This window comes from Luteibacter sp. NPDC104163, assembly GCF_055584245.1.
Genome location: NZ_JBVJMK010000015.1, coordinates 71,544 through 83,423, shown reverse-complemented (window position 1 = coordinate 83,423; position 11,880 = coordinate 71,544). Strand labels below are relative to the sequence as shown.

Annotated in this window: 8 protein-coding genes; all 8 read right to left on the bottom strand. The window is 67.6% G+C overall.

What is annotated here, in order from left to right; all coding sequences use genetic code 11:
- Window positions 1-151: 151 nt before the first annotated feature.
- The 8 genes from zipA to ACZ6YI_RS16695 all read right to left on the bottom strand — a co-directional run bounded on the left by zipA (window position 152) and on the right by ACZ6YI_RS16695 (window position 11,794).
- Complete coding sequence (gene zipA / locus ACZ6YI_RS16730) at window positions 152-1,192, bottom strand: cell division protein ZipA (protein ID WP_465779670.1); 1,041 nt, start codon at window positions 1,190-1,192, stop codon at window positions 152-154.
- An 88-nt stretch (window positions 1,193-1,280) separates the two neighbouring features.
- Complete coding sequence (gene smc, locus ACZ6YI_RS16725; RefSeq protein ID WP_465779654.1) at window positions 1,281-4,781, bottom strand: chromosome segregation protein SMC; 3,501 nt, start codon at window positions 4,779-4,781, stop codon at window positions 1,281-1,283.
- A 212-nt stretch (window positions 4,782-4,993) separates the two neighbouring features.
- Entirely contained in the window at window positions 4,994-5,257 is a 264-nt protein-coding gene (locus tag ACZ6YI_RS16720) for a BolA family protein (RefSeq protein ID WP_465779653.1), read from the bottom strand.
- Window positions 5,254-5,553: a YciI family protein gene (locus ACZ6YI_RS16715; protein WP_465779652.1), complete on the bottom strand. Its 300-nt coding sequence runs from the start codon at window positions 5,551-5,553 to the stop codon at window positions 5,254-5,256. Before ACZ6YI_RS16715 ends, ACZ6YI_RS16720 begins: the two co-directional genes overlap by 4 nt.
- A gap of 4 nt (window positions 5,554-5,557) precedes the next feature.
- Window positions 5,558-7,087 carry a lysine--tRNA ligase gene (lysS, locus tag ACZ6YI_RS16710; protein ID WP_465779651.1) on the bottom strand — a complete coding sequence of 510 codons (1,530 nt, stop codon included), beginning with the start codon at window positions 7,085-7,087 and terminating at the stop codon, window positions 5,558-5,560.
- 61 nt (window positions 7,088-7,148) lie between these two features.
- A protein-coding gene (gene prfB / locus ACZ6YI_RS16705) for a peptide chain release factor 2 (RefSeq protein WP_440327612.1) occupies window positions 7,149-8,274 on the bottom strand; the annotation gives its coding sequence in 2 pieces (ribosomal slippage) (window positions 7,149-8,198 and window positions 8,200-8,274; 1,125 coding nt in all).
- Between the two features lie 172 nt (window positions 8,275-8,446).
- Window positions 8,447-10,117, bottom strand: coding sequence for an asparagine synthase B (asnB, locus tag ACZ6YI_RS16700; RefSeq protein WP_465779650.1), 1,671 nt, complete (start codon window positions 10,115-10,117; stop codon window positions 8,447-8,449).
- Between the two features lie 324 nt (window positions 10,118-10,441).
- Entirely contained in the window at window positions 10,442-11,794 is a 1,353-nt protein-coding gene (locus ACZ6YI_RS16695; protein WP_465779649.1) for a formimidoylglutamate deiminase, read from the bottom strand.
- Window positions 11,795-11,880: the final 86 nt, after the last annotated feature.

The window sequence follows — 11,880 nt, the reverse complement described above, 5'->3', positions numbered from 1 at the left end:
GGCGGGGTCATCCTGGCTGCCCCGCGCACCCCCCCAATGGCGGCCCTCCCCTGTGGGGGGGGGGGGGGGGGTGTGGCGCCCCCCCCCCCCCCCCCCCCCCCCCCCCCGCTCCCACATGGATTACGGCCCGGACGGGCCGTGATGTCGGGGGCTATTGCCCGAACTTGATCTCTTCGCCTTCATGTCCGCGGTCCCAGCCGCGGAGTTCGTCGCGGATGTGCGCGATGCGCTGGCGGCCGAGGGCGTTGCGCTCCTCGTCGAGCACCAGCCCGTCGAGCAGCTCGGCCAGGCGCTGGGCAGTGGGGAGCATGGCGTCCCACGCATCCAGCGCGTTGACGGGGCCCGGCAGGGCCATGAAGAACGAAAGGCCCGGGGTCTGCAACGTGGCGATGCGGGCCATGTCGAAATTGCCCGGCTTCACCAGGTTGGCGACGCTGAAGATGGGGCCCTTCTCGGGGTGGCCATCCACCAGGCGGTGGTAAATGCCCATGTCGCCGAATTCGAGGCCGGCCTTCTCGGCGGCCACGACCAGGTCGGAACCCTGGAACCGCTGGCCCTCGCGCGAGACGACGTAGAGGCTGACGATGCGCTCGACCGGGGCGTTCAGCGGGCGGCGGCCCAGGTCCGAACGCGGCGGCGCCCTGGGCGGCACGGGCGCCGGAGCCGGAGCGGCCACCGGGGCGGGAGCGGGCGTGGGGGCCGGCGCAGGTGCCGCGGCCGCCGGGCGGGCCGGTGCCGGCTCGTCCAGGTCGAAAGGCAGGTCGAGGTCGATGCGCGGTTCCGTACGCTGCGCCGGACGCGGCGCCGGGGTTTCAGCGGCGGGCTGGGCGGGCGGAGCGGCCTGTTTGCGTTCGCCAGCGAGGGACGCGCCGAGGCGCTCGAGCTCGGCGCGCAGGTCGACATCCAGCTCACCCTGCTTCGGCGAGGGGCGGAACAGCGGGTCGTTGGCGTCTTCGTCGCGGACGGCCGGCGCCTCGTCGCGCACGTCGAAGCGCTCGTCGAAACGCTCGTCGTCGCGGGCGCTGAAGGACACGGGATCGGCGTCTGCCGCGGCTTCACCGCCAAACACCGGCTCACGGCGCTCACGCCGCGGCTCGGGCTGCTCCGGCATCGGCTTGCGCCGGCCCTGCTCCTTGCGCGGCTGGCCGAAAAGCCAGATCAGCACGAGCACGACGATGCCCACGAAGAGCATCGGGATGCCGACGGCAGGGTTCCAGGCGAGGCCGATGGCGGGATTCATGACGCGGTAATTCCTTTGGTGACGCTTATGCGAAGCCGGCTCAGGCGACGCCGGCGAGTTTCGAGGCTTCGGCCAGGTCGACCTGGACGAGGCGCGAGACGCCAGGTTCGCGCATGGTAACGCCGCACAGCTGGTGCGCGGCCTCCATCGTGGCCTTGTTGTGGCTGACGAAGATGAACTGCACCTTTTCGCTCATTTCGCGGACCATCGCCGAGAAGCGGCCCACGTTGGCTTCGTCCAGCGGTGCGTCCACCTCATCCAGCAGGCAGAACGGCGCCGGGTTCAGCCCGAAGATAGCGAAGACGAGTGAGACCGCCGTGAGGGCCTTCTCGCCGCCGGAGAGCAGCGTGATGTTCGAAACGCGCTTGCCCGGCGGCCGGGCCATGATGGCCACGCCGGTATCGAGCAGGTCTTCGCCGGTGAGTTCGAGGTAGGCGTGGCCACCGCCGAACAGGCGCGGGAACAGCTCCTGCACACCGGCGTTGACGCGATCGAAGGTTTCCTTGAAGCGCTGGCGGGTCTCGCGGTCGATCTTCTTGATCGCACCCTCCAGGGTCTCCATCGCGCTCGTGAGGTCAGTGAGCTGCGAATCGAGGTATTCCTTGCGCTGTGACTGCTCGGCGTGTTCCTGGATCGCGGCAAGGTTCACCGGCTCGAGGCGGGCGATCTTGCCGGCGAGGTCGGCCAGCTGCGACTGCCAGGTGGACGGTTCGGCATCTTCGGCGAGTTCGGCCAGCAGCGGCTCGAGCTCGAGGCCCGATGCCGTGATGGCCTGGGCGAGCTGCTCGGCGCGCAACTGCAGCGCCTGCGCGGCGAGGCGCTTCTCCGCCACGTTCTCGCGCACCTGGCCCAGCACGTGTTCGACGCGCTGGCGTTCCTGCTCGAGGCGGCGGAACTCCGCATCACAGTCCTCGAGGGCGCGGCGGGCTTCGACGAGCTGCCTGTCGACCAGCAGGCGCTGGTCGAGGTAGGTCTGGCGCTCCTCTTCCAGTTCGGTGATCGGATCGCTGCCGGCGGCCAGTTGTTCGTCGATCTCGTCGCGACGCATCGTCACCTGGCGCAGCTGCGCATCGAGGCGAGCCAGCGCCTGCTCGAGCGAGGTGAGCGCGGCGCGCTTGGATTCCATGCTGAGGGCGAGCTGGTGCGCCTGGTCGGCGGCCTCGCGGGCGTTCATGCGCGCTTCTTCGCGCGCCTCAAGCAATTCGCGGCGCTCGTTTTCAAGGCCCCGGCGCTCGTCTTCGCGATCGCCCATGTGGCCGACGGCTTCGTCGAGGCGCGCACGGGCTTCGCGGGTCTGGCCTTCCAGTTCGTCGAGCTGTTCGACCAGCGTGCTGATTTCTCCGCCGACCTTCTCCGCACGGGCACGCGCGGTTTCCATCTTGCCGCGGTGGCTCTGCAACTGGCCGGCAAGTTCGGAGAGGCGGCGATGCGCCGCATAGAGGTCACGCTGCGCGTCGTCGCGCTGGCGTTCGGTTTCGAACTTGCGCGTGCGCAGGTCCTCGAGCTGTTCGGTGCGCTCTTCGATCGTGGCTTCGAGCGCTTCGATCTGCTCGGCCAGCTGGCGGATATCGCGCTCGCGGGCGAGCACGCCGACCTGGTTGCCCTGCGCGCGCAGCACGCGGGTCCAGCCTGGGCCCATCCACGCGCCATCGCGGGTGATGACGGACTGGCCGGCCGAAAGCGAGCCGACGCGGGCCACGGCGGCTTCCACCGAGTCGGCGACAAACACATTCGACAGCAGGCCAACGGCGGCTGCGGGGCCGCGCACATGGCCAGCCAGCGTGCCGGCGGTGCCCGGGCCACCCTTCTCGCTGGCGAACAAGGCCACATCGGCTTCGCCGAGTGCGCCGAATTCCGGCGCGAGCGCGGCCGGTGAATCCACCAGCACGCCATCGAGCACGCCGGCGAGCACGGATTCGACGGCCGATTCGTAACCTGCATCCACCTGCAGCGATTCGCCAAGCCGGCGAGCGTCGGCCAGGCCCAGGCGCTTCAGCCAGCCGGTGGCGGCCGATTCTTCCTGGCCCAGCGCCGCGGTCTGCAGTGCCTCGAGCGAGGCCTGGCGGCCACGCGCGGTCTGCAGCTGCTGGCGCGCGTCGTTCAACGCGGACTGGACCTGGCGCTCGTCGTCGAGCACGCGCTCGTAGCCGACCTTGTGCTGGTCCAGCACGCCGCCCAGCTGTTCCACGCGTTCGCGTTGCGTATCGTGTTCGGTATCGAGCTGTTCGGCGGCCGCGTCGAGCGCGGCGACATCCGTGGCCTTCTGCTCGGCCTCGAGCGCTTCGCGACGACGTGCAAGGTCCACCGCCTGCCGGTCGAGGTAGGCGAGTTTCGTGCGCTCCACTTCGGCGGCGCGGGTGGACTCGGAAGCGCCACGGGTATGCGTATCCCAGCGCTGCTGCCAGTCCGCGAGGCGCGACTCGGTGGCGCGCTGCGCTTCGCCGGTGTCGTCCTGGATCTGCTGCAGCGACTCCAGCTTCGGCTCGCCTTCGGCCAGCGCCATGCGCAGGGTTTCCACCTGTTCGCGATCGGCGTCGATGTGGCCCTGGAGTTCGCCAAGCTCGCGATCGGTTTCCGCCTTGGAACGGGTCAGGCGCTCGGCGAGGTCACGGTTGTGGCGCACCTGTTGTTCGACGCGCGCGATTTCGGCGCCGACCTTGTACACCTCGGCCTGCACCTGGTTCAGGTGCTCGCTCGCACCCTGGTGGCGCTCGCGCACCGTCTCCATCTGCGCCTCGACCTGGCGCTGGGTGGCGGTGTGCTTTTCAATCTCGATTTCGTACTCGCGCAGGCCCGAGCCTTCGCCCTGGCGCTGGCGATAGAGAGTGCGGTACTCGAGCGCGCGCAGTTCGGCCTCGCGGCGGGTCTGCTCTTCCTTGAAGGCCTTCCAGCGCTCGGCGGCGCGGGCCTGGCGGTTCAGGTGATCGAGCTGCTTCTCGACCTCGTCGCGCACGTCGCGCACGCGGTCGAGGTTCTCGCGGGTCGACTTGATCCGGCTCTCGGTTTCCTTGCGGCGTTCCTTGTACTTGGAGATGCCGGCGGCTTCCTCCAGGTGGGTGCGCAGCTCTTCCGGGGCCGCCTCGATGATCTGGCTGATCATGCCCTGCTCGATGATCGAGTAGGAACGCGGGCCCAGGCCGGTGCCGAGGAACAGGTCGGTGATGTCACGGCGGCGGCAGCGCGCGCCGTTGAGGTAATAGGAGGACTGGCCGTCGCGGCTGACGACGCGCTTCACCGAGATCTCGGCGAAGCTGGCGTACTCGCCCTGGATGGTGCCGTCGCTGTTATCGAAGATGAGCTCGACGGCGGCCTGGCCCACCGGCTTGCGCGCGCTGGAGCCGGAGAAGATCACGTCGGTCAGCGAATCGCCACGCAGGCGGCTGGCCGCGGATTCGCCCATGACCCAGCGGATGGCGTCGATGATGTTCGACTTGCCGCAGCCGTTCGGACCGACGACGCCGGTCATATTGGTGGGCAGGTGCAGCGTGGTGGGGTCCACGAAGGACTTGAATCCCGCCAGCTTGATCGTGGTCAGACGCATGTTTGGTTCCGTTGGGACGCAGGCTCTCAGCCACCCCTCGGCTGATCGATCACTTTGCCAAAGGGGTCACCCCGGCGCAATACGCGAAATAACCTGAGAATAATAGCGTAAATGCTTGATTGTAGGAGCGCGCTTGCGCGCGATGGGGTGTGAGGCGGCGTCTATCGCGCGCAAGCGCGCTCCCACAAGGCCCCCGATGGCGCGCGGCGGGCTTATTCGCCGGGCGCTTTCGCGTCGATCGAGAGGGCGTGGATGCCGTCGGGCATCATGTCGCCGAGGGCCTGGTAGACCAGGCGGTGGCGCTGGATCGGGTTCTGGCCGGCGAACGCGGGGCTGACGATCCGGGCGAAGAAATGGCCCTTGCCCTCCCCGCTATGGCCGGCGTGCTTGTGGCCTTCGTCGATCACATCCAGCTCGACCGGGGCCAGGGCCTCGGTCAGGAGCTGGCGGATGCGCTCGACTTTCTCGGCGGTCACGGCAGGGTCACGTTGAACGGGCGCACGGTCACATCCTTGTAAACGCCGCCGGCCACGTAAGGATCGGCTTCGGCCCAGGCCTGCGCCGCAGCCAGGCTCTCGAACTCAGCGACGATCAGGCTGCCGGTAAAGCCGGCTTCGCCCGGATCCTTTGCATCGATGGCCGGGAAAGGACCGGCGAGCTTCAGGCGCCCCTCTTCCTTGAGCTTCAGCAGGCGCTCGACATGGGCCGGGCGCGCCGCGAGACGGTTCGCCAGCGAATTCGGGTGATCGATACCGGTGATGGCGTAGTACATGGGATCAGGCCTCGGGGCGCATGGTCGGGAAAAGGAGGACGTCGCGGATCGACGACGATCCCGTAAGCAGCATCACCAGGCGATCGATGCCGACGCCGAGGCCACCGGTCGGCGGCAGGCCGACTTCGAGCGCGCGGATGTAGTCCGCGTCGAAGTGCATGGCTTCGTCGTCGCCGGCGTCCTTCGCGTCCACCTGGGCCTGGAAGCGCGCGGCCTGGTCTTCCGAGTCGTTGAGCTCGGAGAAGCCGTTGGCGATTTCCTTGCCGTTGATGAACAGCTCGAAGCGATCGGTGATGCCCTTGTCGGTATCGCTCTCGCGGGCGAGCGGCGACACCTCGACCGGGTGGTCGGTGATGAAGGTCGGCTGGACCAGGGTGTGTTCCACCGTGGCCTCGAAGATCTCGAGCAGCAGCTTGCCCCAGCCGTACGACGGCTTGACCTGGATGCCGAGGCGCTTCGCGTGCGTGGCCATGGCCTCGCGATCGCGCAGCTCGCCGGGCTTGATCTCCGGGTTGAGCTCGAGCACGGCATCTTCCATGCGCCAGCGGCGGAAGGCCGGGCCCACGTCGACGGTCGCGCCATCCCACTCGATGGACGTGTTGCCGATCACATCGGTGGCAGCCGAACGGATCAGGCCCTCGGTGAGGTCCATGATCTCGTGGTACGTGGCGTACGCCTGGTACAGCTCGAGCATGGTGAACTCGGGGTTGTGCCGGGTGGACACGCCCTCGTTACGGAAATTGCGGTTGATCTCGTACACGCGGTCGAAGCCGCCCACGGTGAGGCGCTTCAGGTAAAGCTCCGGCGCCACGCGCAGGAACAGCGGGATATCCAGCGCGTTGTGGTGCGTGGTGAACGGACGCGCCGTGGCGCCACCCGGGATCACGTGCATCATGGGGGTCTCGACCTCCATGAAGCGGCGCGGCTGGTCTTCCAGCCAGCGGCGGATGTGGCTGACGATCTTCGAACGCAGCTGGAAGGTACGCCGGGCTTCTTCGGTGACGATGAGGTCGACGTAGCGCTGGCGGTAACGCTGCTCGACGTCGGCCATGCCGTGGTGCTTGTCCGGCAGGCCACGCAGCGACTTGGTCAGCAGGCGCAGGCCCTCGACCTTCACCGAGAGCTCGCCCGTCTTGGTGCGCATCAGCGTGCCGGTGGCGCCGACGATATCGCCGAGATCCCAGCGCTTGAACGCGTTGTAGGTCTCTTCGCCCACCGTGCCCTGGTGGATGAACAGCTGGATGCGGCCGGTGCCGTCCTGCATCGTGACGAAGCTGACCTTGCCCTGCCCGCGGCTGAGCAGGATGCGGCCGGCGACGGCCACCTGGCGCGGCGCGGCTTCGATCGCTTCAGCCGTCCACTGTTCCTTGTCCTCGAACTCGGCCTGCAGGTCGCCCGCGAAGCTATCGACCTTGAAGTCGTTCGGGAAGGCGATGCCCTGCTCGCGCAGCGCTTTGAGTTTCTCGCGGCGCTCGGCAATCAGGCGGTTTTCGTCAACAGTGCCGGTGGTGTCGTCGCGGGTTTCGTCAGTCATGGCTTCGCTTGGGTTGCGTTCGGGGAACGGGGGCGCCCATGCGCCCCCGGGTGTTGCGGTATTACGCGTCGACGCGCTTGGAACCCGCCTCGAGGCCGGCCTTCAGGCTGGCTTCGACGAATTCGTCGAGGTCGCCGTCTAGCACCTTCTGGGTATCCGAACGCTCGATGCCGGTGCGCAGATCCTTGATGCGCGACTGGTCGAGCACGTAGTTGCGGATCTGGCTGCCCCAGCCGATGTCCGACTTGGTGGCTTCCAGCGCATCCTTCTCGGCGTTGCGCTTCTGTACTTCCAGTTCGTACAGCTTCGCCTTCAGCATCTTCATCGCGCGGTCGCGGTTGGCATGCTGGCTACGCTCGGTCTGGCAGGCCACGACCGTATTGGTCGGGATATGCGTGATACGCACGGCCGATTCGGTCTTGTTGACGTGCTGGCCGCCGGCACCCGAGGAGCGATAGACGTCCGTACGCAGGTCGGCCGGATTGATGTCGATCTCGATGTCGTCATCGACTTCGGGCGACACGAACACCGAGGTGAAGCTGGTGTGGCGGCGGTTGTCCGAATCGAACGGGCTCTTGCGGACCAGACGGTGTACGCCGATCTCGGTCTTGAGCCAGCCGTAGGCGTAATCGCCCTCGACGCGGAACGTGGCGGATTTGATGCCGGCGACTTCGCCACCGGACACTTCCATCAGCTCGGCCTTCCAGCCGCGCGACTCCGCCCAGCGCAGGTACATGCGCAGGAGGATTTCCGCCCAGTCCTGGGCTTCGGTACCACCGGCACCGGCCTGGATATCGACGAACGCGGGGGCGGCATCGAGCTTGCCCGAGAACATGCGCTGGAATTCCAGCTTGCTGATGCGGGCATCGACCTTGGCCACGTCGTCGGCCACGGACTGCACGGTGTCCTCGTCGCCGTCGGCGGCGGCCATCTCGAGCAGTTCCTTCGCATCTTCCAGCGAGGACGACATCTCTTCGATGCCGGTGACGATGGTATCGAGCTGGGCGCGTTCGCGGCCGAGCTCCTGCGCGCGCTTCGGATCATCCCAGACGGTGGGGCTCTCGAGCTCGCGGTTGACTTCCTCTAGCCGTTCTTTCTTGACGGCGTAGTCAAAGATACCCCCTAAGCGACTCGACGCGGCCCTTGAGGTCCGCGATCTGCGCAAGGATCGGATTGGTCTCGATCATGGTTGGCTTGCCTGCTATGCGGCGCGGGACGCGCCGGCTAAAGGCGCTGATCTTACCAAATCGGGCCCCTTATGGCACCGCAGCATGGCCTGCCCACGTCCTGTGGGAGCGCGCTTGCGCGCGATGGGTTCACCGCAAGCACCCATCGCGCGCAAGCGCGCTCCCACGGCCCTCAGGCCGGCAGGGCTTCCCGGTGGACGCCGCGGACCGCGCGGCCGGAGGGGTCGGCGGCAGCCGCGAAGGCCGGATCCCAGGCCAGGGCCGCCGGGGAGCTGCAGGCGATCGACTTGCCGCCGGGGACCGTCGCCGCCGGGGCCTCGCCAGGGAAGTGCTTCTCGAAGATCGAGCGGTAGAGGAACGCCTCCTTGGTGGCCGGGGTGTTGTGCGGGAACCGGGCCGCGGCGGCGGCGAATTCGCGGTCGCTCACCATGGCCTCGGCGTGCGCTTTCAGGCCATCGATCCAGCCGTACCCTACCCCGTCGCTGAACTGCTCCTTCTGCCGCCACAGGATCGACTCCGGCAGCGCGCCTTCGAACGCCTCGCGCAGGATGCCCTTCTCGATGCCCTTGCGGGCGACCATCTTCGCCTCGGCATCGAAGGCCATGGCGGTCTCGAGGAACTCGGTGTCGAGGAACGGCACCCGGGCCTCCACGCCCCACGCAGCCATCGATTTGTTGGCGCGCAGGCAGTCGTAATAGTGCAGCGCGTCCAGCTTGCGCACGGTCTCCGCGTGGAACTCTCGGGCGTTCGGCGCCTTGTGGAAATAGAGATACCCGCCGAAGACCTCGTCGGAACCCTCGCCCGAGAGGACCATCTTCACTCCCATCGCCTTGATCCGGCGGGCCAGCAGGAACATCGGCGTGGAGGCGCGGATCGTGGTGACGTCGTATGTCTCGATGTGGCGGATCACTTCCGGCAGCGCGTCGAGCCCTTCCTCGAAGGTGTAGACGAAGCCGTGGTGAACGGTGCCGAGCGCCTCGGCGGCAACCTCGGCAGCCTTGAGGTCGGGGGAACCCTCCAGGCCGATCGCGAAGGAATGCAGTCGGGGCCACCACGCTTCATCGCGATCGTCATCCTCGATGCGGCGGCGCGCGAACCCGGCGGCAACGGCGGCCACGAGGGACGAATCCAGTCCACCGGAGAGCAGCACGCCGTAGGGCACGTCGGTCATCATCTGCCGATGCACCGCCGCCTCGAACGCAGCGCGGAGATCCTTCGGGTCGATCGTCCTGCCCTCGGTGACCTCGTAGTCGCGCCAGGCGGGCGTCCAATAGCGGGTGGTTTCACCGGTCGCACTGTCGTAGACGTGTCCCGGCGGGAACGGCGCGACATCGGCGCATACGCCCACCAGCGATTTCATTTCCGAGGCGACGCAGAGGCGACCCTGGCGATCGTGGCCCCAGTACAGCGGGCACACGCCCATCGGATCGCGTGCGATGAGGACGCGGCGCTTCGCGGCGTCCCAAAGGGCGAAGGCGAAGATGCCATTGAGCTTGCCGAGGAAGCCCGCATCGTCTTCGCGGTACAGCGCGTTGATGACTTCACAGTCGGAGCCGGTCGTGAAGGCGTAACCGCTCGCGGCGCGCAGTTCGCGATGGTTGTAGATCTCGCCGTTCACGGCCAGGGCCAGCTCACCGTCACGCGAGCGGAGGGGCTGCGCGCCACTGGCCGGATCCACGATGGCGAGCCGCTCATGGACGAGGATCGCGCCGTCGTCCAGGTACACCCCGCTCCAGTCGGGCCCACGGTGGCGCTGCCGCTGCGAAAGCTCCATGGCCTGCGCCCGCAGCGCCTGGAGATCATCCCCGGCCGCCAGGCCGAACATTCCGAAGATCGAACACATGCGCCTTGCTCCTGTCGTATCGATAGCTGGATAGGGACTGCTGGATCGGGACAAAGAAAAAGGCCCGCCTTTGTGGGGCGGGCCTTTCGTGATTCCGGTGGTTTCAGTTGCAACCGCCTACACGCCGACCCTCCCGAGGTTCCGGGCATTATTGGTATTGGCGTTATTGGCGGCGATGCGAATCATGGCCCGACTAAATCACGTTTGCTGATGCACTGCAATAGGCCGGCGGCAGCATGTGGGAGTGAGCTTGCGAACGAGGCTCTTCCGCGGACCCGTCGCTCGCAAGCTCACTCCCACAGCCAGGCCGGTGGGCTCCTACGATCAGGTGGCCGCGAGCTTTTCGACCGTGTGGCGGTACTCGGTCGCGGCGCGGGCTTCGGCCACGTGCGCGTGGTCGCGCACGCGCCACTGGCCGCCGACCATCACATCGCGCACGAGCGGCGTGTTGCCGGCGAAGAGGAAGGTATCGATGACGTCCGCCTCATCGCGCGCGGCGAGCAGCGGCGAACGATCGTCGAGGACCAGCAGGTCGGCGCGGGCGCCCTGCCCCAGCCGCGCGATATCGGCGCCCGAGGCGCGCTTGCCGCCGTCGAGCGCACGCTGCCACAGCGCGACGCCCGTGCTTTCTTCCGGTTTGCGCGAGGCGACGTTGCGATGGCGGGTGACCAGGCGCTGGCCGTACTCGAGCCAGCGCAGCTCTTCCACCGGCGAAACCGAGATATGCGAATCCGAGCCGATACCGAGCGTGCCGCCCGCATCGATGAAATCCGCGAGCGGGAACAGGCCATCGCCAAGGTTCGCCTCCGTCGTCGGGCAAAGGCCCGCGACCGCACCACTCTGCGCAATGCGCTTTGTTTCGTGGCCGGTGAGGTGCGTCGCATGGACGAGCGTCCAGCGTTCGTTGACGTCGGCATGGTCGAGCAGCCACTCGACCGGGCGCGCACCACGCACGGCGAGACAGTCCTGCACTTCGCCGATCTGTTCGGCGATATGGATATGCACAGGCAGGCCCTGCGCCACGCCGGTCGCGAGCACCGAACGCATCGCCTCTTCGGGTACCGCGCGCAGCGAATGCAGGGCGATACCCACCGTCAGCATGTCGTGCTGCATCGGCACGAGGCGTTCGAGCAGGGATACATACTGGCCCACGTCGTGGCGGAAACGCTGCTGGCGGTCGTTCAACGGACGGCCATCGAAGCCGCCGGTCATATAGAGCACCGGCAACAGGGTCAGGCCGATACCTGCTTCCTTCGCCGCTTCGATCAGCGCCAGCGACATCGCCGCCGGATCCGCGTAGTGCACGCCCTTTGGGCCGTGGTGCAGGTAATGGAACTCGCAGACCTGGGTGTAGCCCGCCTTGACCATCTCGACATAGAGCTGGGTGGCGATGGCTTTCAGGTCATCCGGGTTGATGGCCTCGGCGAAGGCATACATGGTCTCGCGCCAGGTCCAGAAGCTGTCCTCACCCGGGCCGCGGCGTTCCGCCAGGCCCGCCATGGCGCGCTGGAACGCGTGCGAATGCAGGTTGGGCATGCCCGGCAACACGAAACGGCCGATGCGTTCGCCGGCTTCGCCGTTGCGCGCCGCGAAACGGCCTTCCTTGATGGCCAGCCCGGCCTCGGCCCAGGCGCCTTCGGTCCAGATGAAATCAGCGGTGAAGTGGGACGGCGACATTGGCAGACCTTGTGTGGGAGCGTGCTTGCACGCGATGGGCCTGGCCGCAGACCCCATCGCGCGCAAGCGCGCTCCCACGGGGCCAG

What these genes read in the sequence shown, in the direction of transcription:
- ACZ6YI_RS16715 (WP_465779652.1), bottom strand. Translation starts at nt 5,553, where the DNA reads ATGTACTACGCCATCACCGGTATCGATCACCCGAATTCGCTGGCGAAC.
- asnB (WP_465779650.1), bottom strand. Translation starts at nt 10,117, where the DNA reads ATGTGTTCGATCTTCGGAATGTTCGGCCTGGCGGCCGGGGATGATCTC.
- smc (WP_465779654.1), bottom strand. Translation starts at nt 4,781, where the DNA reads ATGCGTCTGACCACGATCAAGCTGGCGGGATTCAAGTCCTTCGTGGAC.
- lysS (WP_465779651.1), bottom strand. Translation starts at nt 7,087, where the DNA reads ATGACTGACGAAACCCGCGACGACACCACCGGCACTGTTGACGAAAAC.
- zipA (WP_465779670.1), bottom strand. Translation starts at nt 1,192, where the DNA reads ATGCTCTTCGTGGGCATCGTCGTGCTCGTGCTGATCTGGCTTTTCGGC.
- ACZ6YI_RS16695 (WP_465779649.1), bottom strand. Translation starts at nt 11,794, where the DNA reads ATGTCGCCGTCCCACTTCACCGCTGATTTCATCTGGACCGAAGGCGCC.